Annotated in this window: 21 protein-coding genes; 11 read left to right on the top strand and 10 right to left on the bottom strand. The window is 64.3% G+C overall.

The features are described 5' to 3' along the window. Nucleotides 1-299: 299 nt before the first annotated feature. Nucleotides 300-485: a hypothetical protein gene (locus AB7531_RS40390; protein WP_193375933.1), complete on the bottom strand. Its 186-nt coding sequence runs from the start codon at nt 483-485 to the stop codon at nt 300-302. Between the two features lie 157 nt (nt 486-642). On the opposite strand from AB7531_RS40390, the gene AB7531_RS40385 reads away from it, so the two are divergent. The 4 genes from AB7531_RS40385 (at nt 643) to AB7531_RS40370 (ending at nt 5,613) form a co-directional block, all read left to right on the top strand. Further along, nucleotides 643-2,793: a GumC family protein gene (locus AB7531_RS40385; protein ID WP_063979799.1), complete on the top strand. Its 2,151-nt coding sequence runs from the start codon at nt 643-645 to the stop codon at nt 2,791-2,793. A 143-nt stretch (nt 2,794-2,936) separates the two neighbouring features. After that, nucleotides 2,937-3,095 carry a hypothetical protein gene (locus AB7531_RS40380; protein ID WP_187387830.1) on the top strand — a complete coding sequence of 53 codons (159 nt, stop codon included), beginning with the start codon at nt 2,937-2,939 and terminating at the stop codon, nt 3,093-3,095. A 609-nt stretch (nt 3,096-3,704) separates the two neighbouring features. Continuing rightward, on the top strand, nt 3,705-5,006 hold the full coding sequence (locus AB7531_RS40375) for an aminotransferase class V-fold PLP-dependent enzyme (RefSeq protein WP_063986745.1): 1,302 nt from the start codon (nt 3,705-3,707) through the stop codon (nt 5,004-5,006). Nucleotides 5,007-5,172: 166 nt separating this feature from the next. Then, nucleotides 5,173-5,613, top strand: coding sequence for a hypothetical protein (locus tag AB7531_RS40370; RefSeq protein WP_063979798.1), 441 nt, complete (start codon nt 5,173-5,175; stop codon nt 5,611-5,613). A 26-nt stretch (nt 5,614-5,639) separates the two neighbouring features. On the opposite strand, the gene AB7531_RS40365 is transcribed toward AB7531_RS40370, so the two are convergent. Both AB7531_RS40365 and AB7531_RS40360 read right to left on the bottom strand, forming a co-directional pair. Then, the gene (locus AB7531_RS40365; protein ID WP_063979797.1) at nt 5,640-6,662 is read right to left on the bottom strand and encodes an LLM class flavin-dependent oxidoreductase; all 1,023 of its coding nucleotides are present in this window, start codon (nt 6,660-6,662) and stop codon (nt 5,640-5,642) included. Between the two features lie 30 nt (nt 6,663-6,692). After that, nucleotides 6,693-7,622: a LysR family transcriptional regulator gene (locus AB7531_RS40360; RefSeq protein WP_063979796.1), complete on the bottom strand. Its 930-nt coding sequence runs from the start codon at nt 7,620-7,622 to the stop codon at nt 6,693-6,695. Nucleotides 7,623-7,729: 107 nt separating this feature from the next. Here AB7531_RS40360 and styA point away from each other — a divergent pair, with 107 nt between their 5' ends. Together styA and styB are read left to right on the top strand one after the other, a co-directional pair. Next, nucleotides 7,730-8,980: a styrene monooxygenase subunit StyA gene (gene styA / locus AB7531_RS40355; protein WP_063979795.1), complete on the top strand. Its 1,251-nt coding sequence runs from the start codon at nt 7,730-7,732 to the stop codon at nt 8,978-8,980. Nucleotides 8,981-9,004: 24 nt separating this feature from the next. Continuing rightward, nucleotides 9,005-9,490, top strand: a complete 486-nt coding sequence (gene styB / locus AB7531_RS40350; RefSeq protein WP_063979794.1) for a styrene monooxygenase NADH-dependent flavin reductase subunit StyB — start codon at nt 9,005-9,007, stop codon at nt 9,488-9,490. Nucleotides 9,491-9,568: 78 nt separating this feature from the next. Here styB and AB7531_RS40345 read toward each other — a convergent pair whose 3' ends face one another. Continuing rightward, nucleotides 9,569-10,660 (bottom strand): AraC family transcriptional regulator, encoded by a 1,092-nt coding sequence (locus AB7531_RS40345; protein WP_224580953.1) that lies wholly within the window; start codon nt 10,658-10,660, stop codon nt 9,569-9,571. 331 nt (nt 10,661-10,991) lie between these two features. Here AB7531_RS40345 and AB7531_RS40340 point away from each other — a divergent pair, with 331 nt between their 5' ends. The 3 genes from AB7531_RS40340 to AB7531_RS40330 all read left to right on the top strand — a co-directional run bounded on the left by AB7531_RS40340 (nt 10,992) and on the right by AB7531_RS40330 (nt 12,898). After that, nucleotides 10,992-11,192 (top strand): hypothetical protein, encoded by a 201-nt coding sequence (locus tag AB7531_RS40340; protein WP_224516821.1) that lies wholly within the window; start codon nt 10,992-10,994, stop codon nt 11,190-11,192. Nucleotides 11,193-11,195: 3 nt separating this feature from the next. Then, nucleotides 11,196-11,513: a DUF1488 family protein gene (locus AB7531_RS40335; RefSeq protein ID WP_256376441.1), complete on the top strand. Its 318-nt coding sequence runs from the start codon at nt 11,196-11,198 to the stop codon at nt 11,511-11,513. Between the two features lie 251 nt (nt 11,514-11,764). Further along, on the top strand, nt 11,765-12,898 hold the full coding sequence (locus tag AB7531_RS40330; RefSeq protein WP_063979790.1) for an alpha/beta hydrolase: 1,134 nt from the start codon (nt 11,765-11,767) through the stop codon (nt 12,896-12,898). 60 nt (nt 12,899-12,958) lie between these two features. Here the strand turns inward: AB7531_RS40330 and AB7531_RS40325 are convergent, their stop codons facing one another. The 4 genes from AB7531_RS40325 to AB7531_RS40310 form a co-directional block, all read right to left on the bottom strand. Then, nucleotides 12,959-13,672: a class I SAM-dependent methyltransferase gene (locus AB7531_RS40325; protein ID WP_063979789.1), complete on the bottom strand. Its 714-nt coding sequence runs from the start codon at nt 13,670-13,672 to the stop codon at nt 12,959-12,961. Next, nucleotides 13,669-14,127 (bottom strand): Rrf2 family transcriptional regulator, encoded by a 459-nt coding sequence (locus AB7531_RS40320; RefSeq protein WP_063979788.1) that lies wholly within the window; start codon nt 14,125-14,127, stop codon nt 13,669-13,671. The genes AB7531_RS40325 and AB7531_RS40320 overlap by 4 nt, the downstream gene beginning before the upstream one ends. A gap of 395 nt (nt 14,128-14,522) precedes the next feature. Next, the gene (locus tag AB7531_RS40315) at nt 14,523-16,544 is read right to left on the bottom strand and encodes a YgiQ family radical SAM protein (protein WP_063979787.1); all 2,022 of its coding nucleotides are present in this window, start codon (nt 16,542-16,544) and stop codon (nt 14,523-14,525) included. A gap of 96 nt (nt 16,545-16,640) precedes the next feature. Beyond that, on the bottom strand, nt 16,641-16,838 hold the full coding sequence (locus AB7531_RS40310) for a hypothetical protein (protein ID WP_063979786.1): 198 nt from the start codon (nt 16,836-16,838) through the stop codon (nt 16,641-16,643). A 56-nt stretch (nt 16,839-16,894) separates the two neighbouring features. Between AB7531_RS40310 and AB7531_RS40305 the strand changes: the two genes are divergently transcribed. Beyond that, complete coding sequence (locus tag AB7531_RS40305; RefSeq protein ID WP_063979785.1) at nt 16,895-17,833, top strand: DMT family transporter; 939 nt, start codon at nt 16,895-16,897, stop codon at nt 17,831-17,833. 190 nt (nt 17,834-18,023) lie between these two features. Continuing rightward, nucleotides 18,024-18,164, top strand: coding sequence for a hypothetical protein (locus AB7531_RS40300; protein ID WP_162131457.1), 141 nt, complete (start codon nt 18,024-18,026; stop codon nt 18,162-18,164). Between the two features lie 6 nt (nt 18,165-18,170). Here the strand turns inward: AB7531_RS40300 and AB7531_RS40295 are convergent, their stop codons facing one another. Both AB7531_RS40295 and AB7531_RS40290 read right to left on the bottom strand, forming a co-directional pair. Next, the gene (locus AB7531_RS40295; protein ID WP_063979784.1) at nt 18,171-18,866 is read right to left on the bottom strand and encodes a GntR family transcriptional regulator; all 696 of its coding nucleotides are present in this window, start codon (nt 18,864-18,866) and stop codon (nt 18,171-18,173) included. Between the two features lie 8 nt (nt 18,867-18,874). Beyond that, nucleotides 18,875-20,287 (bottom strand): FAD-binding oxidoreductase, encoded by a 1,413-nt coding sequence (locus AB7531_RS40290; RefSeq protein WP_063985910.1) that lies wholly within the window; start codon nt 20,285-20,287, stop codon nt 18,875-18,877. Nucleotides 20,288-20,422: the final 135 nt, after the last annotated feature.

The raw sequence follows: 20,422 nt of genomic DNA, 5'->3' as shown, positions 1-20,422 counted from the left end.
CGACCGCAGTCGCGATCCTCAGCCTAATTCTGGAGTGCATCTCGTCGAGCACCGCGATCGAGTGGATACGCAAGATCCTCGGTCTCGTGCGTCGGCGACTTCCGGCGACAATACTACGATCCCGGAGCGAAAGGCGCACGCTGTTGTGAGGCGTGCCGAAATTCCCGACGGCAGCGGCGCTGACGGCCGCCGAATCATTGAGGCGAGAAAAATCACGAGCAATTTCAAATCTGTATGAGCTCGTGGTTTTATTCTGAATGGCGCGCTGGAGCTCCGTTCCGATTGCGCTGCAGCGGGCTCTAGTGAGTGCGGGTCAGCTCCACGCCATCGACCACCATTTTCCAGGTTCCCGCTTCCCGGTGAGGCGGCGTCGACACCTCGAATGTCGTCGAGAGGAATGCAATGCCGACGACGAAATGATCGCCCTCGAACTGCCGCAGCGGAGCGTTGATCGACGTCGTGGTGGTCGCGCCAGCCCGGTTCAAAACCGGACTCGCCGATGCAGCGCGGCGCATCGGCACGCGCGTTAACAGATTGTTCATTGAGCACGGCGCGCCAGCCGTAACCGCCGGTTAACCATGGATATTTACGGTGTAGCAAGCCTCTGAACCGGGGCTGTCAGTTGATTTCGAGTCCAACCTTATGGCGTTCGGTCGAAGCGCATCTCCGCGAAGCATCGCCCCGACGGAGCCTGCGGCTTCGTGGGAAGCGCCGCGGGCTGCGACGGCGAAGCCTGACAGCGCTGCTCCTGCGCTGATCAAGGGATCGCTGACCGTCACCGGTGCGCTCTCCTTCCTGCGCGAGAATGGCCGGCGCATCCTGACGCTGGCGCTGGCGCTGTTCGCCCTGGGCGTCATTGTCCTGATGGTCTTGCCGGTCCGGTATGCCGCGACGGCCCTGGTCGTCGTCGATCCCCGCGAGCTGCGCGTCACCTCGGAGCAGGACGTACTGCCGGGCATCGGCCAGGATGCCGCGGCACTTCAGAGCCAGATCGAGATCGCCAAATCGGACGGCTTTCTCCGCCCCCTGATCGAGCAGCTCAAGATCGCCGACGACGCGGACATCGCGGGTGGTTACACCGACATGACGCGCCTGCTCGAAAAATTCCGCAACCGTCTCGATATCTCGCGCCGCGGACTGACCTACGTCATTGCGATTTCATTCACCTCGAACAATGCGGAACGGGCCGCGCATTACGCCAATGCCATCGCCGAGGCGTTCGTCGCCAGCCAGGGCCGTGTCCGCACCGAGGCGACGGACGAGGCGGCCGACTGGCTCAAGGACCGGCTGAAGGCATTGAACGAGCGCCTGCGCGTATCGGAAGATGCCGTTGCCGCCTTCAGGTTCGAGCACAAGATACTCAATGCCGGCAAGGATTCCACGACCCAGCAATTGCGGGTGACCGATCTCAACCAGCAGGTCTCCGCTGCTCGCGCGCGCACCGAGGAAGCCAAGGCGCGTTACGAGCAGGTGCAACGCGATCTCAAGGCCAATGTCGAAGGTCCGGTGAAGCAGGACCTTCTGAGCATGCTGCGCGCGCAGCGCTCGACCCTGAACGATCAGATCGCGCAGAAGAAAGCGGTGTACGGCGACCGCCATCCCGACCTCGCGATCTCCTACAGCCAGCTGGCTGACATCAACAGGCAGATCGAGGTCGAGCGGAAGAAGAACATCGACACGGCGAAGTCCGAATATGAGGCTCAGCTGGAGCAGCAGAACGCGCTGGAAAAGCAGCTCAGGGCGGTCGAGACGCAGATGCTGGTCGACGGTCAGGCACTCGTGAAGCTGCAGGAGCTGCAGCGCGACGCCGATGCCAACAAGAACATCTACGAGCAGTTCCTGTCGCGGTTCAAGACGACCAACGAGCAGCGCCAGCTGCAGAGCTCCCAGACCAAGATCGCCTCGCTCGCCATTCCGCCGATGCGCTCGACGCGTCCGCCCCTCGCCTTGCTGCTCGCGGCGCTCGCGATCGGCTCGATCCTGACCTCGACGGCGGCCGTTGCGGCGATGGGAAGCATGTCCGACGGGCCTGCGCCTGCCGAGGCTCCTGCTCAAACTCCTGCTCAAACTCTTGCGCGTGCTGAAGCGGCGGAGGCGCAAGTCCAGCGACCGGCCCCGGCCGCGCGCCAGCCCGAGGCGATGCCGAACCTGCCTGTCTGGGCCCGCATTCCCGATCTGGCGCCTGGCGCCGTGGCCAACACTGTATGGCAAAGGCCAATCACTGCGACGGCCGAGCTCGATCTCGGCGCATATCTGCGTCCGCTTCTCGAGCGGATCGATCGCGCGCCGGTGCGTGGCTGCAAGGTCGCCCTCGTGTTGTCGGTCGGCAAAGGTGCCGGCGGCAACACCGTTGCGCGCTCGCTCAATCGCGCGGCGGTGAATCGGGGCATGATGAGCGTGCTGATCCGGCTCCAGCCGGAATTCGCCGGTGCCCAGCCTCCGGTGACCGAATGGCAGGACGGCTCCACCACGGCAGGGCTCCAGTCGATCGACGAGCTGCTGAGCGCCGGCAGAAAAGCCGATGCGCGGCCCGAGGACGATATTCGCTCGGAGTTCGATCTGATCGTCGTCCATGCGAGCAATCTCGCACTTCAGCCCGACGCCATCGCGCTGGCCGCGCACGCGGATCTGATCATCCCGGTGGTCCGCGCCGGCGAGCTCGGTTCGGCGGCGATGCGGCGGGTCACCGCTGCGCTGTCGAGGTACAACACCGTGCCGACCGGTCTCGTCGTCAATCACGCGCCGGCGGGTTCGGTGGCGCCTGAGGGCAGCGCGTTAAGCAGGGCGGTTTGACGATGCCGACCGGTGGCAAAGCTACGGCTTGCGTCTGAGGCGCAGCACGCAAGCGCACCTGTAATCTGCTTCACACGCAAACGCGCCCAATCACGCTAGATGAACCAGGGCCCGCCTCCGCGCGGCCCGGTTCGGAGCTGGCGATGATGGCTGCACTGGCAAAGGTGATATCCCGCGCGACGAGAACCAACGTTGATGTCGAAACCGTAAAGGTGCTCGTGATTTTCTCGGGCGCGGGCTTGCTGCTCTCCCTCGTCGCCGCGATGATCTACGGACAGGCCGTCAGCGCCGCCTTGTTCTGAGATCGCGCGAGTTGATCCCCAGGAGCCCGCCCAAAGCGGGCGTCTCGCAGGTGCCGGCCTTGCATTCGAGCCGTCATTGACGCCGCGAGGCGGCGCCCGCAGGATGCGGCGTCTCCAATGCGCGACTATTTCGGCTCGGGATTGCGGCGATGACTTCTCAAGCTCACTCCGCAACGTTGGTGCTCATTGCCCGAATACCGCCTGAGGGTATCGAGGCCTTCCGCGCCTACGAGGATGCCGTCTTGCCGCTATTCGCTGCGTTCAACGGGCGTGTGTAGCGTCGTCTTCGAAATCCGGATGGCACGATCGAGGTGCACATCGTCAGCTTCGCATCCGATGCGGACTTCCAAGACTATCGCAATGATCCCCGGCGCCTTGCGCATGCCTCATTGTTGGAAAAATCGTCCGCGAAGCTGGAATTGCTTTCGATGGCGGACGTCTCGCAATGGCCGGTGACATCGGCGCCGGGATGATCGACGGGGCAATGACCGAAATGTAACCGGGCGGCCGGGCATCATCGAACTGTCATCCCTTCGTCATGCGCGCTCTATGGATCGCTGCTCCCTTCGCCGCGCATCGTGGGGGGCTGATATGCATCTGAATGAGACAATGTCGTCCGACCGCCGGTCGATCCTGAAGGGCCTCGCGGCCGCAGCCGTCACGTCCCTGGCGGCACCGGCCATGGCAGCCGACGGCCTGCCGGCGCAGCCGACCGGAGCGGCGGCCGCCATCGCCACCGACAATGCCTATTGGGCGGCGGTGAAGGGGCTCTATTCAGTGACGCCGGATGTCGTCAATCTGGAGAACGGCTTTTGGGGCATTATGGCCGAGCCGGTGAGGCGCGAGTTCATTCGCCAGACCGATATGGTCAACTATCAAAACACCTACTACGCGCGGCAGCGCGCGGGTGCGGATTTCGAGGCCGTGCGCATCAAGGTGGCCCAGGCGGTCGGCGCGGCGCCCGAGGAGATCGCGCTCACCCGCGGCGCGACCGAAGCGCTGCAGCTCCTGATCGGCGGCTACAACATGCTGAAGCCCGGCGACAGCGTTCTCTACGCCGACCTCGACTACGATTCGATGCAGTACGCGATGAACGCGCTTAAGGCGCGCCGCGGTGTCGACGTGGTCAGGTTCGATGTGCCGGAGCCGGCCACCCGCCAGGCCGTGCTCGACGCCTATGCCCGCGCCCTCGAGGCGAATCCCAGGACCAGGCTCCTCCTCCTCACCCATGTCAGCCATCGCACCGGCCTCGTCATGCCGGTCGCCGAGATCGCCCGCATGGCCAGGGTCAAGGGCATCGACACCATCGTCGACGCCGCGCATTCCTGGGGGCAGATCGACTTCAGGGTAGGCGAGCTCGACGTCGATTTCGTCGGCTTCAACCTGCACAAATGGATCGGCGCGCCGCTCGGCGTGGGCTTCCTCTACATCAGGAAGGATCGCCTCGCCGACATCGATCGTGACATGGGCGACGAGGATTTTGCGGAGACCGATATCCGCTCGCGGGTGCACACCGGCACGGTCAATTTCGCGACGGTCCTGACGGTGCCCGCGGCCGTGGCGCTCCATCAACAGATCGGCGCGGCGGCAAAGCAAGCCCGCCTCCGCTATTTGCGCGATTACTGGGTGAGCCGCGCCCGCGGATTCAAGGACATCGAGATCCTGACGCCGGATGAGGTCGGCTCATATGGCGCGATCACGTCCTTCCGTCTCGCCGGCAAGACCAGCAAGGCGGACAACGATGCTATCGTCGTGAAGCTGAGGGATAGCCACAAGGTCATGACGGTGCGCCGGGCGGGCGTCGCCAAGGGCCAATGCATCCGTGTGACGCCGGCGCTCTTTACCGACGAGGCCGATCTCGACCGCCTCGTCGAGGCGCTCGCCGTCGTCACGGGGACGAAGACGGGGTAGGCCCGGGCGCGGGACTGACATCACCACGAATTCACGGGACTTCATCCTCCGCGCATCTGACAAATGTGAGATGCGGGGGCGTCCATGAGCCCTGGCCGCCCCATTTTATCGGCCCACGGTCTGGTTTATCTCTGTCACTCCGGTGCCCTGCGCAAGGAGGAGACGCGTGCTCGACCATATTCTCAGATTCGTGACGCTCGGATCGATCATCGTTGGCATGGCTGCGATCTATGCGGCGCTACACACCAACAATCGGCGTCTGGGCGCGGACATCTTCCTTCGATATTCCGACCGGGTCTCCGACCTGCGACGCCGCCTTCCGGTCGCGGCATTCCTCGAGCGAGGGGCTGCCGGCGACATTGAGATCACACCGGAAGAGCGCCGGGCGGTACACGAGATCATTCATTCGATCTTCGAGCTCTACGAACTCAAGGTGCATGGCTTCTTTCCGCCGGCGATCTGGAAGATCAGGGAGCCCGATATCGAACGGCTGCTCTCGCTGCCGGTCTTTCAGCAGGAACTGGCGGGCCTGGAGGGCCGATATACGAGACATCCGCGTTTGACAGCTTGGCTTGAGAAGATCAGGGGCCAGCGCGAGACGGCCTGACTTTCGCAGTGAATCGGTCGGCGGTCTCACCGCCAGCCAAGCGCCGGCGCGACGTGCTTCAAGATCGCCTCGATCGCATGTGCGCAATAGTCGACGCCGAGCTGGTTCGGAATCGTCAGCAGCAGCGTATCGGCCTCGGCGATCGCCTCGTCCTGCCGTAGTTGCTCGATCAGTGCCTCCGGCTCGGCCGCATAACTCCGGCCGAAGATCGCACGCGTTTGCGGGTCGATGAAGCCGATCTGGTCTTCGCCTCCGCGCTCCCCGCCGAAATAGGCGCGGTCGCGATCATTCATCAGCGCGAAGATGCTGCGGCTGACGGACACGCGGGGCTCGCGGGCGTGGCCGGCCTCCGTCCACGCGGCGCGATAGCTCCGGATTTGCGCCGCCTGCTGCACATGAAAAGCTTCGCCGGTCTCGTCGTTCTTCAGCGTCGAGCTCTGCAGATTCATGCCGAGCTTCGCTGCCCACACCGCGGTCGCGTTCGAGCCGGCGCCCCACCAGATCCGTTCGCGAAGGCCCGCCGCATGCGGTTCGAGGCGCAGCAGCCCCGGCGGATTGGGAAACATCGGTTGCGGATTGGGCTCGGCAAAACCTTCGCCGCGCAACAGGTCCAGAAAGACCTCCGCATGGCGCCGGCCCATGTCGGCATCGCTCTGGCCGTCGGCCGGGCGATAACCAAAGTAGCGCCAGCCGTCGATCACCTGCTCCGGCGAGCCGCGGCTGATGCCGAGCTGGAGCCTCCCGCCGGCGATGAGATCGGCGCTACCCGCATCCTCGATCATGTAGAGCGGGTTTTCGTAGCGCATGTCGATCACGGCCGTGCCGATCTCGATTGTGCTGGTTCTCGCGCCGACGGCGGCGAGCAGCGGGAAGGGCGAGGCCAGCTGGCGCGCGAAGTGATGCACGCGGAAATAGGCGCCATCCGCGCCGAGCTGTTCCGCCGCGACGGCCAGCTCGATGGATTGCAGCAGCGTGTCCGCCGCCGAGCGGGTCTGCGATTGCGGCGAGGGCGTCCAGTGTCCGAAGGACAGAAATCCGATCTTTTTCATGGGCGTCATTTAATGATGGCGGGGGCGGCGTCAACCGCCTGCGCCGGCGGTGCGGGTATGCGACGGGGCTGGCGCGAAATGCTCGGCGCGGTCGACCAGGAGATCCAGAAAGCTTCGCGCGCGCAACGACATCCACTGCGTCTCCGGATAGACCGCGTGCAGGGGCAGCGCGGCGATGGTGTACTCCGGAAGCACATGTTCGAGCTCGCCGCTGCGAAGGCCCTCCGCGGCATTCCATTCGGGCAGGATCGCGATGCCGAGATGCTGCATCGTCGCCTCCTGCATCGCATCGGCGTCGTCGACGTGAATGGGTCCGTTGATCGATGCGACGTGACGGCCATGCTCGGATTCGAAGGCCCATTGCTGCGCCGGCGACATCCGCGAATAGACGATGCACTGGTGCGAGCTGAGATCGTCAGGTGTCCGCGGCAGCGGGCGGCCGTGCAGATAGGTGGGTGTCGCAACAAGATGGCGCTGCACGGTCCCGAGCCGGCGGGCGACCAGCGTGCTCGCTTCCAGGTTTCCAATGCGCAGCGCCAATTCGATGCCTTCTTCCACCAGATTGACGAACCGCTCGCTGAAGCGGATGTCGACCCGCACTTCCGGATAATTCCGAACGTACTCGGCGATGACGGGCATCACGTAGCGCCGTCCGAACGACGACGGCACGCCGATCCGGAGCGTGCCGGTGGGGCGGGGTGCGGCCTGTTCGACACTCGACCGCGCCATGTCGAAGCTGTCGAGGATCTGCCGCGCGAGATCGTAGATCCGGTGCGCTTCGGCCGTCGGCTTCAGTGTGCGCGTCGTGCGCGAAAACAGCTGCGTGCCGAATTCGCTTTCAAGCATCGCAATGCGCTTGCTGATCGCGGGCTGGCCGATTCCGAGCTCCTTGGCCGCAGCCGAGAAGCTGCCGCCCTCCAGGGCGCGAACGAAAGCGCGCAGGCAATCGATCCGGTCCATAATTCATTCCGATCTGGAATAAATTATATCCCATTTATTCCGTAGTGCGCAACTCGGCGGGTCGCTAGGCTCCCTCAAAACAAGCATTCACAGGGGAGGAGACGAAATTGGCACGCCATATCGGAATTGTCGGCGCCGGCATCGCCGGCCTGCATCTCGCGCTTTACCTGCAGAAGCACGGCGTGGACGCGACGATCATCACGGATCGACCGCCCGAGGAATACAAGAACATCCGCCTGCTCAACACCGTCGCGCATCACCACGTGACGATCGCGCGCGAGGACTATCTCGGCGTCAATCACTGGAGCGATCCGAAGGACCATTATTACTACCACGATCACGTCTTCAATTTTCCGCAGCCGCTGAGCTTTCGCGGTGATTTCTCGAAGCCGAGCCGCGCCGTCGACTACCGGATCTATCTTCCTGCCCTGATGCAGGATTTTGTCAGCCGCGGCGGCAAGATCGAATATCGCCGCATCGAAGAGCGCGACATCCGTCCGCTGGTCGCCCGTTTCGATCTCCTGGTCGTCTCGACCGGCAAGGGTCCGCTGGGCCAGCTCTTCACTTACCGGCCGGAGCACACCCCCTATTCGCAGCCGCAACGGCGGCTGTGCGTCGGGCTTTACACCGGCATGCGGCAGCCCGATCCCATGAACGTCACGCTCTCGGTGTCTCCAGGCCATGGCGAGATGATCGTGATCCCGACCATTACGTTCGGCGGTGTCGCCAACGCGCTGCTGATGGAGAATGTGCCGGGCGGCGACATGGAGGAACTGGCCACGCTCAGCTACGACGACAACCCGAAGCACTTCTTGAAAGTGCTGCTCGGCAAGCTCGAGAAGCATCACCCGACGACCTACGACCGCATCGACACCGCGCGCTTCGATCTCGCGCAGCCGCAGGATCTGCTGCAAGGCGGCGTGGTCCCGACGGTGCGCAACACTGTGGTCGAGTTCGACGACGGCAAATGCGCGATCGCGCTCGGTGACGTCCATGCGATCGTCGATCCCATGATGGGCCAGGGCGCCAATGTCGCCTCCTATGCGGCCTTCGTGCTCGGCGAGGAGATCGTCAACGCGGATGCGCTCGACTTGCGCCTGTGCGAGAAGATCGAGCTGAAACGACAGGATCGCGTGCTGGCGGCCTCGCGCTGGACCAATGTGATGCTGCAGCCGCCGACGGAAGCGCTGGGCATGCTGATCGGCGCGATGAGCCAGAACCCGGCGCTGGCCAACGAGTTCACCGAGAATTTCAACTACCCGGACCGGCAGTGGGACCGCATCTGCACGCCGCAGCGCATCCAGGCCTGGATCGAGCGCATGTCGGCGCCGCCTGAGCCGGTCAGGGCGATTGCGTGAGGACCGATGCGAGTGGGGATTGACATGCCGCGCGCCAATCCGGCCTCATTCCGCGAGGCCGCATCGCGCTTTACGACCGGTGTCGCGGTGCTGACCGCGCTGGACGAGCACGGCCGCGTCTGCGGCATGACCGCGAACAGTTTTGTCACCGTCAGCCTGTCCCCGCCGACCGTGCTGGTGTCGGTCATGCCAGGACGCATGCACCGGGCGATCTCGGCGACTGGACGCTACTGCGTCAACGTCCTGCCCGAGCATGGCCGGGACCTGTCGCGGCACTTCGCGAGCCAGCCGAACACCGGCGCGACGCCGGATTACGTCATCGTCGACGGCCTGCCGCGTCTGTCGGGCTGCATGGCCTGGTTCGCCTGCGAGGTCACACGCCACGTCGATGTCAGCGACCACACGCTGATCATCGCCGAAGTTTCGAGCTGCGACTATCGCGACACTACGCCGCTGGTGTTCTTCTCGAGCCGGTATCATCTCGGGCCGGGCGTGCCGGTGGATCGGTGAGGGTTGCAGCGGTCCGCGGCTTGAGTGGATCTGGTGTTTTCCTGGCTGCATCGGGGCGCTTTGGCGTTACCGCCGGGACTAGCTTGCCCTGGCGTTCTTTGCGCGAGGGGGCGTATCGTTGACGTTGTCGGCGCGCTTGGGATCGTCCGCGGCACGCCATTGTCGTGGCGTCATTCCGGTCCAGCGCCTGAAGGCGTGGGTGAATGCGCTGACTTCGCCATAGCCGAGCAGCCAGGCGGTTTGCGAAATCGGCAACTCGTCCTTTTTCAAATAGCTTTTGGCGAGGTCGATTTTCAGCTCGTCCATAATGCCGGTGAAGGTCAGTCCTTCCGACGCGAGGCGCCGCGCCAACGTGCGGTGGCTCATGCCGAGCCGGCGCGCGATCTCCTCAGCCCGTGCCTCGCGATGGGGAAGCAGTGGCGCGATGGCATTCTCGACGCTCGATCTGAGCGAAACTCCCCCAGGCTTCCGATGTGCAAGCGCCTCCTCGCAGAAGGTCACCAGCAGATCGTTCAAGTGGTGATCGGCACTTTCGATGGGCATCTGTCCCACGGACTGAGGGAAGGCGATCTCATCGACGTCTGATCCGAACTCGATCTCGCAACCAAGGAACGACCTGACCTCCGCGGGCATCGCTCGACGGCGATGGGCGACTTTGACACGGCTTGGCACCACGCGGCGGTTGGTCAGTGCGCGGTTGATTCGAATGATAGAGGTCACCCAGAATTCGATCTGGTGCCGATCCGACCGCCGTTCCACGCCGACATAGCTCAACGCAATCGCCATGTCCTTCGCGGCAAATCGCAGTGAAATTCCCTCGTTCGCGAGGCGGCAATAGCGCTCCGTCTTTGACAATGCTTCAGCGACTGTCCCGGATGAGGCCGCGACATAGTAGAGCAGGCCGATCTCACGAAGGTCGAAGTCCCGTGCCAGGTGAAATCCCAGGGCGTCGTCGTGCAGCGCCTCGGCACCAAGCTCCAGAAACTTGATCTGGCTTTCAACGCTAAGCCGCGCCTTGCGGTCTTGGATCTGCTCGAGGGTCAATCTGGCCTTGGACAGCAAGCCGTCCGCCTGAATGCCGGCTTCGCGCAGGCGGGCCCACACCAGGCGGGCGATGCCGCCGGTCGCACTGGGCATGGCTTGCAATTGGGGCGAACGGGCAGCAGCCACATCGAACCCTTTCGTCGTTGCCGCTGCGGCCTTGAGTCCTCGGCTCGCGCATCGGGATCGCGGCATAGAAAATCAAGTTATTGGCTCACGATAACAAGAAACCGGGTGTCATGTGACTTAAATCGGCGATCTGTCCCCCTAGGTGCGTCGTCTGTACTCGGGGGCGAACCCACCCCGAAAAAGCCCGAAGGCCTTGATGTCCAGCTGCGATGGCGCGCCGCCTATAAACGTGAAGATATTGCGAAGTTACGGAAAATTGCTCGGAATTCCTCATATCGCTCATGGCCCACGGACGGTTGCGCTTGAGCGCGTTGGCGATTGCGAGATCAACATGTTCGAAACGCTTGAAGCCGGTTCAGCTGCGGCGCCCCTGTTCTGGATGGAGCTGTTCGATCTTCGCGTTCACGCCTCGCGCGACAGCCGCGGATGCCGCAACATGAGCGACGCAGTCGCAGCGTTCAACGATTTTGCTTCGCAGGCGAGCCGCCTGGCGGAGGTGCCGCCGTGCGACACCGGCGAAGCCGTAGGCTGACAATTGCCGCGTCCACCGAGAGTATCCCCAGCGGAAAACGCAGCGCTTCTGACGCGCGGCCAGATTCTTGGCTACGACACGGAGCGGATGGCGTTTCTGTTTACGATGACGTATGGCGCCAGCATCGTCGACTGCGAGATAAGCAGCGTCGCGCTGGACGACCTTCACGGCTCGAAGGGCACGCGTCCCGACGAAAGGGAGACCCAATTCAGGTGTCTCCGCGACGCGGTCGAGCGCCTTGCATCATACGCTTTCGAACAGCAGGGCAGGCGGCAGCGCGAGCGGCTCCGCATCTTCTCCAAGCACGTCAAGGCGCTCTGACGACCGCCAAAGCAAGGCCGCCGCCGCAACGGCAACGCATATGCAATTTGTGCCACGTGAGATGCTCGACATCTCCCTCTTAAACATTTCACTCGACCATGGTCTGCAAGACCGGGTTCCGCAGTTGTCGCCGGCTGGGTGTTGCCGCGCCGTGACATCCAGGCACGCTCAGCCGGTATAGACTGGTCGATATCCGGTGCCCCTTCCGTTGCCCGGATGGTGAGTTATCGCGCTCTTGCGTCCAGTTGTGAGTGTTGCCGGTGGTCCGGACGAGTCGCATCAGTGCTCCAGCAGTTTTGTTGGCTTTGTCGATCGCAGCAGTCCTGGGCGGCTGTGCAGGACGTCCGTCGCAGGGCGTGCTTGTTCCGACAGCGCAGGTCGCCCCCGGAAACACAAATGTCCCGATCTACGTCGTCACCAATCGCAAGCGATCCGACGTCGATCCCGGTGAGATGTTCAGCGGGGACCGTTCGGACGAGCTGTCCTTTGCCGAGGTGACTGTCTCGATCCCGCCAGATGCCGCGCGGAAGATCGGCGAAGTGCAGTGGCCCGCGAGCCTGCCCGGCGACCCCCAACGGGATTTCACGACTGTGTCGGCCGACTATCTCGACAAGACGCATTTCGCTGCGTCTGTCGCCGCGGCGATGAAGCAGTCCGGTCGCAACAAGGTGCTTGTCTTCGTCCACGGCTTCAACAACCGCTTCGATGATGCGGTCTATCGCTTCGCGCAGATCGTGCACGACTCCAAAGTGCCGGTCGTTCCCGTGCTTTTCACCTGGCCATCGCGCGGCGAGCTGAGGCTGCGCGCGTATACCTATGACCGGGAAAGCGCCAATTTTTCGCGTGACGCGCTCGACAATCTGTTGAGCACGCTCGACGCCTCGTCTGCCGTCGGCGAAGTTTATCTTCTGGCTCATTCGATGGGCAATTGGATCGCACTGGAAGCACTGCGAACGCGGGCGATCCGCGCCCCGGCTGTCGCGTCGAAGCGCAGCAAGCTGAAGAATGTGATGCTGGTGGCACCCGACGTGGATGTCGATGTCTTCCGCTCGCAACTGAACCGGATGAGCGGCGCGCGGCCCCCCATCTCGTTGTTCGTCTCGCGTGACGACGGCGCGCTCTCGCTGTCGAAGACGATCTGGGGAGACGTCGCCCGCCTGGGCGATATCGACCCGACCCAGGAGCCTTATCGAACTGAGCTCGCGCGCGACCGGATCGACGTCTACGACCTGACGAAACTGGCGGTCGCCGGCGACGACGCCCACGACCGGGCTTTCGAGCAGGTAGGCCCGGTTGTCGCAATGATCCGCCAACGCATGGCCCAGGGCCAAGCGCTGGGTGAACAGAAGGCGGCCGCGGGCCCGCTCGCGCGGCTTGCGGAGTAGCGCGAGAGGCAGGCCCTGCCTGGCTTCTTCATGGCGACGTGTCGACGAGGCCGTGACGTCTCAGGCGTAGGCGACCCAGCCGCGGAACGTGAAGCCGATGTAGAACAGGGTTGGGACGGAGAAGCCTGCGTCGCGCAAAATTGCTTCGTCTCGCGCGGGCGCCAGAATGCTCAACTGGCCGTCGACCGCCTTTCGCGCGGCGGCCGCCTTGTCGGGCTCGACTCCGGCTGCGGCGAGAAAGGCGGAATAGCGCGAGAGCCAAAGCGGCCGTTCATCGTCGTCGCCGGGGATGCTGAAATGGGCCGCGACGAACGGCGCGCCGGGCTTGAGGCGGCGGCGGATTTCGGACGCTATTCGCAGCCGTTCCTCGACATCGACGAAGTGCAGGGTCAACAGGCACGTCGCGCCGTCGAACGGCCCCTCCGGTGCATCGTCGATATAGCCTTGGTGCAGACGCGCGCGCGACGCGAGCGGGCCCAGCGTCTGCTTCGCGAGATTCAGCATCGCAGCGGACGGGTCCACGCCGTCGAAGGTCCAGCGCGGCTGCGCTTGCGCAAAGGCATTCAGCTCCAGGCCGCCGCCGGCGCCAAGAACGAGTATTCGCGCATCTTCACGCGCACGCTCGCCCAAAAGGATCGCCGCCATGGACAGCATCGAATTGTAGCCGGGAACAAACCGTGGCGGCCCTTCGGTGTACTTCGCCACCATCTGCGGATCGGAGAACGCGTTTTGAATGTCGGTCACGATGTTGTCCTGCTGAGGGGAATGGGTCACGCGTGATGCGCGCTCATGCTGTGAAGCTTTCGCGCACCCAGGCGCTTGCGCAGATCGTCGCTCAGCATCGCCAGCGTCACTTCGCCAAAGCGCGACAGCAGCAACGCCTCTGCATCGTCAAAGGCCTGATCGAGCGCGGCATTGACGGCCTGCTCGACGAGGCAGCCAGGCGCCTCGGTCCGGTTGCCCATGGCCAGAATCGAGGGGCTGCCGAGCGCGGTGTAGACGTCGCGCAGCGTCACCCTCGACAGATCGCAAGCCAGCGTCCAGCCACCGCCGTGCCCCTTCTCGGAGCGGACGTAACCGAGGTCGCGCAGGCCCGCCATGATGCGGCGGATCACCACCGGGTTGGTGTCCATGGCCTTCGCCAGGGTCTCGGAGGTGAACGGGCCAGGCTGCTGCGCCATGTGCAGCAGGACGTGGAGAACCCCTGATAATCGGCCGTCTCGTTTCATGTAACTTCATATGTGACATGATGGCGCCGAGGTCAACTGGTTTCGGAGCGTGCGTTAAGGAACGCGCGCCTCATCGGCCGGCGCGTCGATTGGATTCGAATCGATGGAAGATGCCGTTTCGAGCATGATCCGCACAGCGCGCGCGGAAAAAGCTTGCGTGCGGGACGCGATGTGAAGCTTTGGGATATCGATACGGAGGAGCGTCGGGGACTTGCTCAGCCAACGCTGCCGAGGATGCCATCCAGCGCCTGTTTTGCCCGACGGGTCAACGTCGCCGCAGACCGCCTAAGCCATTGATCCCGCTCATGCCGTCTACTGTGCATGGGGTTGTTTTCGACATTTTATTTTGGAGCACAACTGCCGCAGGCCGAACCGGACCTCATCCGGCTCTGCCGCTACTTCATCACCCGCAGACCCTTGGTCGTGAACCGCTGCGTCTTGCCGCCGGGGCGCACCGGTCGCCGTGTGCCGGCGGCCTTGCCGGTGCCGGGCGGCTGATGCGCGGGCACGAGCTGGTCGGGACGCGAGCCGATCAGGTCGCGGCGGCCCATCTCGATCAAGGCCTCGCGGAGCACCGGCCAATTGTCGGGGTCGTGATAGCGCAAAAACGCCTTGTGCAGCCTTCGCTGCCGCAGGCCCTTGATCGCCTCGACCTTGTCGCTGCCGCCGCGGCGTACGCCGCGCAGCGGGTTGACGCCGGTGTGGTACATCGCGGTCGCGGTCGCCATCGGCGAGGGCAGGAAGGTCTGCACCTGATCGGCGCGATAGCGGTTCTTCTTGAGCCAGAGCGCGAGGTTCATCATGTCCTCGTCGGTCGTGCCCGGATGCGCCGCGATGAAATACGGGATCAGATAGTATTTCTTGCCGGCCTGCTCGGCCGCGGCATCGAACATCCGCTTGAACTGGTTGTAGGCGCCGATGCCCGGCTTCATCATCTTGTCGAGCGGGCCGCGCTCGGTATGTTCGGGCGCGATCTTCAGGTAACCACCGACGTGATGGGTGACGAGCTCCTTGATGTATTCGGGGCTCTCGACCGCGAGGTCGTAGCGCACGCCCGAAGCGACCATCACCTTCTTGATGCCCTTGGTCTCGCGCACCTTGCGATAGAGCCGGATCAGATCGTCATGCGAGGTGTTGAGGTTCGGGCAGATCTCGGGGAAGACGCAGGACGGCCGGCGGCACGCCGCCTCGACCTTCGGATCCTTGCACGCCATCCGGTACATGTTGGCCGTGGGGCCGCCGATGTCGGAGATCACGCCGGTGAAGCCCGGCGTCTTGTCGCGGATCTTTTCGATCTCGCGCAGAATAGAACCCTCAGAGCGGTTCTGGATGATGCGGCCCTCATGCTCGGTGATCGAGCAGAAGGTGCAGCCGCCAAAGCAGCCGCGCATGATCGTCACCGAGAACTTGATCATGTCCCAGGCGGGGATCTTTGCCTCGCCATAGGACGGATGCGGCGCGCGTGCGTAAGGCAGGTCGTAGACCGCATCCATCTCGTCGCTGGTCAGCGGGATCGGCGGCGGATTGAGCCAGAGGTCGCGGTCGCCATGACGCTGCACCAGCGGCCGTGCATTGCCGGGATTGCTCTCCCGATGCAGCACGCGTGACGCGCGCGCATAGGCTTCCTTGTCCTGCTCGACCTGCTCCAGCGCCGGCAGCCGGATGACGGTCGCACCCTTCTGGCGCGTTGCGCCCTCGTCGGCGGAATCGAGATCGTCGGCGTGCAGTTCGCTGTAGTCCTCCGGGACGCGGCGGAACAGCGCGACGCCTCTGATGTCGTTGAGGTCGCGCGGTGCCTCGCCGTCAGCGAGCCGCTGCGCCACTTCGACGACGGCGCGCTCGGCATTGCCGTAAAGCAAGAGGTCGGCCTTGGCGTCGGCCAGCACCGAGCGGCGCACCTTGTCGGACCAGTAATCGTAATGCGCGATCCGGCGCAGCGAGGCCTCGATGCCGCCGAGCACGATCGGCACGTCCTTGAACGCCTCGCGGCAGCGCTGCGCGTAGACGACGGTGCAGCGGTCGGGCCGCTTGCCGCCTTCGCCGCCGGCCGTATAGGCGTCGTCGCTGCGGATGCGCCGGTCCGCGGTGTAGCGGTTCACCATCGAGTCCATGTTGCCGCCGGTGACGCCGAAAAACACTTTTGGCTTGCCGAGCACCTTGAACGGATCGGCCGAATGCCAGTCGGGCTGGGAGATGATGCCGACCCGAAAGCCCTGCGCCTCCAGCAGCCGGCCGATGATGGCCATGCCAAAGCTCGGATGGTCGACATAGGCATCGCCGGTCACCAGCACGATGTCGCAGGCGTCCCAGCCGAGCGCGTCCATCTCGGCGCGGCTCATGGGAAGGAATGGCGCCGGCTTGCGCGGGCGCGCCTGCGCCATCAGGGGCTTTTCGGCGGTGATGATCTGGATGTCCATGGCGCCTACGCATAGGACTCCGGGCGTACGAATACAACCGACGGACGCGTGAAGATTTGCGGTTCCGCCAGGGGCTATCCGGCTTGCGGGAGTGCGTTAACCGTTCGCGAACCCTTGCCGGACCTCGGCAGTCGTGGCCGGCTCGCCGCCATGCTGGCGGACCATCGGTACGGCGTCCTCGACGAGGCGGAGATTGGTTGCCGTCGAGCCCGGCAACGCCGCTTCGATCCAGACCTTGCGCATGGCGCGCATCGCCTCGCCGCCCGGAACAGTGCGCGTGCCCCATATGCACATGAGCGATCCCTCTTCCGGGTTCTCACCGCGGCCGACATCGGATATCCGATTGCTCCATGGGCAAGGAAACTTCTGACGGCGGTGATGACGCCGGCGCGGCGCCGTCCACCGAGGCCTGGCTCGGTGCGGTTGCGTTGATCGGCTTCATCCTGGTGGCGACCGCGCAGGCCTCAAATCAGATTCTGGCGCGCGGGCTTGCGGGCTCGGTCCCGCCCTTCGCGCTCGCCTTCTTCCGCTGGAGCATCGTTGCCATCGGGCTCGCGCCGATCGCGTTCGCCGAGATCCGCGCCGGCCGCGTGCCACTTGGCAAGAACATCTGGCCGATCCTCGCCGCCGGCTTCATGGGCATGTTCCTCTGCGGCGGCCCGGTCTATGCCGCGGGCATCTCGACGACGGCGATCCACATCGCGTTGATCATGGCGCTGTCGCCGGTCACGGTGCTGATGATCTCTGCGGTGCTCGGCATCGAGCAGGTCGGCCCGCTGCAATGGCTCGGCACGGCGCTTGCGCTCGCCGGCGCCTTGCTCATCATCTCCGGCGGTCATCCGGAGACCTTGTTCGCACTGGAGACGGCAGCGGGCGACGGCCTGGTCGTGATCGCGATGCTCGGCTGGTCCGGCTACACGCTGCTGCAATCGCGCGCGGCGCCCAAGGCGTCGCTGCTGGCGCGCATGAGCCTGTTCGCAGGCGCCGGCGCGCTGTTCTCGCTGCCGCAGGCGCTGATCGAGATGTGGACCACGCCGGCGCAGGTCTTCAGCACGAAAGCGGTGTCGGCTTACGTCTTCGCCGGGATCGTTCCCGGGCTGCTCGCCTATGCCGGCTTTGCCTGGCTCGGCGGCAAATTCGGTTCGGTCCGAACCTCGCTCGTGCTTTATCTCGGACCGATCGCGAGCGCCCTGCTGTCGTTCGCAATTCTCGGTGAACCGCCAAAACTGATCCATCTGTTCGGCGGTGTGCTGATCCTCGGCGGGGTCTGGGCGAGCCTGCGCAAATAGTTCCATCGATCGGAGTTGTGGTTCATTCGCAGGAACCAACCGCCTCCGCGAACATTCTGATCAAGGGACCGGTGCGAGCCATGCTCGCGCGCGCCCCGACCATCCCGGCGCCAGTGCCGTAACCGGATTTTGCCTCGACGTTTCGTTTCGGGGCGATGGGGGACTTGTGAGTACGGTCATAGAGAACTTGTTGTCACGGAAGCAGAAGCTTGTGGAACAGCTCGAGAAGGCGCAGTCGGTCGACGATCGCGACAAGATCGAGCACCAGCTCGAACAGATCAACACCGCGCTGGATTTTCTGGACAGGCCGGGATCGAAGGACGCGGGGTAGAGGCGCTCAGTCCACCTTCAGCGCCTCCACTTTCAAGGCCTCCACTTTCAAGGCCTTGGCGTAGACCAGGCCGGAATTGGTGATGTGCGTCGTCATCAGCGCTTCGAAGGCCGCGAACTCGCCGCGCGCGAACAGATCGAGCAGCTTGCGATGCTCGTCGAAGGACGAGCGGGTGCGCACGTCGATCGGCGACGTCAGGTTGGTGCGCAGCGCGGCGACGCGGCCCGAGACGAGCTGGTAGGATTCGATGAGATAGCGGTTGCCGCAATGCGCGAACAACCCTTCGTGAAAGCTCGCATCGGCGCGGCCATAGGCGATGTTGTCCTTCGCCGCGATCGCCGGCTCCATCGCCGCGATTGCCTCGCTCATCGTCGCAATTGCGCCGTCGCGATCGTGACGAAACGCGAGCTCGGCGGCCTTGGGCTCGAGCGCGATCCGGAAGGTGCAGAGCGCAGTGATGTCGTCCGCGCTCGGCGTGAACACGAAGCTGCCGACCTGCGGCCGGATCACGACCAGGCCCTGCGCCTGCAACTGGCCCATCGCCTCGCGCACCGGCGTGCGGCTGACGCCGAAGGAATTCGCCACCATCTCCTCGGAGATGGCGGCGCCAAGCGCGAACTCGCCGTCGATGATAGCCTGGCGCAGCCGCAGCACCACCCGCTGCGACAGCGATTTCGGCGTATCGAGCTTGAGCGATCGCATCTGCTGTCTCAGATCACCTTGCCGGGATTGAGCAGGTGATCGGGATCGAGCGCGGCCTTCAGCGTCCGCATCAACGCAATCTCGGCTTCGCTCCTGGCATGGCCCAGCCACTTCTTCTTCAGCGTGCCGATGCCGTGCTCGGCGGAGACGCTGCCGCCCAGTTCACGCACCAGACCGTAGATGATCGCGTCCATCTCTTCCTTCGGCTGCTGCGCGACGGAAAGACCGGTGACCCAGGACACGAGATGCAGATTGCCGTCGCCGATATGGCCGTAATAGACGCTCTCGCATCCCTTGATGCCGGAGGCCAACGCGGCCTTGCAGCGGGTGACGAACTCGTCCATCCGCGCCACCGCAAGCCCGATGTCGTAGGAGATGTGCGGACCCAGCACCTGGCCGAACTCGGCGCAGATGTCGCGCACGCGCCAGAACGCCTGCGTCTGCGCCAGCGATTGCGCCACGGCGGCATCTGCGAGCAGCCCGCGCTCCATCAGCTCTTCGAGCCAGGCCTGGAAACGCGGTGCATCCAGGCTCTCGTCGGTGCCTTGGGCCTCGACGAGCACGTAGAGACCGTGGCCTGCGGCGACCGGCGGCTTCACCCCGGCGCGATTCGTGATCACGTCCCAATAGTCCGGCCACATCACCTCGAATGCCGACAGCAGCGGTCCGAGCCCGCTTCGCGCGGCATCGAGCAGGGCGATCACCGCGGCATAGTCCTTCAGCGCGCACAGCGCCGCCATGGTCGAGCGCGGTTTCGGGAACAGCCGCAACACCACGCGGGTGATGATGCCGAGCGTGCCTTCGGAGCCGATGAAGAGATGCTTGAGGTCATAGCCCGCGTTGTTCTTCATCAGCTTGTTGAGGCTGGTGATGATGGTGCCGTCGGGCAGCACCACCTCCAGGCCGAGCACCAGTTCGCGCGTCATGCCGTAGCGGATCACGCGGTTGCCGCCGGCATTGGTGGAGAGATTGCCGCCGATCGCGCAGGAGCCGCGCGAGCCGAGATCGAGCGGAAAGAAGAAACCGGCTTCGTCGGCGGCCTTCTGGATCGTCTCCAGCGGCGTGCCCGATTTCACCGTCATCGTCATTGACGCCCGATCGATCTCCTCGATGCCGGTCATGCGCTCGAGCGAGATCGCGACCCAGCCCGCTTCGGGCGATGCGCCGCGGCACAGCCCGGTCAATCCGCCCTGCGGCACGAAGGGCAGCCGCGCCTGCCGGCAGGCCGCAATCGCATCGGCGACGCCTTGCGCATCGACCGGCCGGATCACCGCAAGCGGCGTTTGCGGCAGGCTCGCGCTCCAGTCGTTGCAATTGCGCGTCGGCACCTCGGTGCCCATCAGCACGGCGGCCGCGCCGAGCTTGTCGCGCAAGGCGCCAAGCAACTGATCGGGACGCTCAATGGGGCTCAACATGTTCATGCGAGACCTCCTCGGAATCTGGCTGCGTCTCATGCGCGCCGTGATGGTGGAAAGGATTTGCGTCCGTCTTGTATGTAAGGTACAACATAAAAAGTAAAGCAAAAACAAGGCTCGGAAGGCCTCCTAAGATCGTTC

Origin of the sequence: Bradyrhizobium sp. 63_E2_N1_3, from assembly GCF_052076005.1 — a bacterium.
In the GTDB taxonomy this organism is placed as follows: Bacteria; Pseudomonadota; Alphaproteobacteria; order Rhizobiales; family Xanthobacteraceae; genus Bradyrhizobium; species Bradyrhizobium barranii.
This window is presented reverse-complemented; position numbering and strand designations above follow the sequence as displayed.

Bases quoted from the DNA above. Each gene is read 5' to 3' on its own strand.
- AB7531_RS40360 (WP_063979796.1), bottom strand. From the start codon at position 7,622: ATGGACCGGATCGATTGCCTGCGCGCTTTCGTTCGCGCCCTGGAGGGC.
- AB7531_RS40315 (WP_063979787.1), bottom strand. From the start codon at position 16,544: ATGGACATCCAGATCATCACCGCCGAAAAGCCCCTGATGGCGCAGGCG.
- styB (WP_063979794.1), top strand. From the start codon at position 9,005: ATGCCGCGCGCCAATCCGGCCTCATTCCGCGAGGCCGCATCGCGCTTT.
- AB7531_RS40290 (WP_063985910.1), bottom strand. From the start codon at position 20,287: ATGAACATGTTGAGCCCCATTGAGCGTCCCGATCAGTTGCTTGGCGCC.
- AB7531_RS40295 (WP_063979784.1), bottom strand. From the start codon at position 18,866: ATGCGATCGCTCAAGCTCGATACGCCGAAATCGCTGTCGCAGCGGGTG.
- AB7531_RS40340 (WP_224516821.1), top strand. From the start codon at position 10,992: ATGTTCGAAACGCTTGAAGCCGGTTCAGCTGCGGCGCCCCTGTTCTGG.
- AB7531_RS40385 (WP_063979799.1), top strand. From the start codon at position 643: ATGGCGTTCGGTCGAAGCGCATCTCCGCGAAGCATCGCCCCGACGGAG.
- AB7531_RS40380 (WP_187387830.1), top strand. From the start codon at position 2,937: ATGATGGCTGCACTGGCAAAGGTGATATCCCGCGCGACGAGAACCAAC.
- AB7531_RS40305 (WP_063979785.1), top strand. From the start codon at position 16,895: ATGGGCAAGGAAACTTCTGACGGCGGTGATGACGCCGGCGCGGCGCCG.
- AB7531_RS40320 (WP_063979788.1), bottom strand. From the start codon at position 14,127: ATGAAACGAGACGGCCGATTATCAGGGGTTCTCCACGTCCTGCTGCAC.
- AB7531_RS40365 (WP_063979797.1), bottom strand. From the start codon at position 6,662: ATGAAAAAGATCGGATTTCTGTCCTTCGGACACTGGACGCCCTCGCCG.
- AB7531_RS40375 (WP_063986745.1), top strand. From the start codon at position 3,705: ATGTCGTCCGACCGCCGGTCGATCCTGAAGGGCCTCGCGGCCGCAGCC.
- AB7531_RS40310 (WP_063979786.1), bottom strand. From the start codon at position 16,838: ATGTGCATATGGGGCACGCGCACTGTTCCGGGCGGCGAGGCGATGCGC.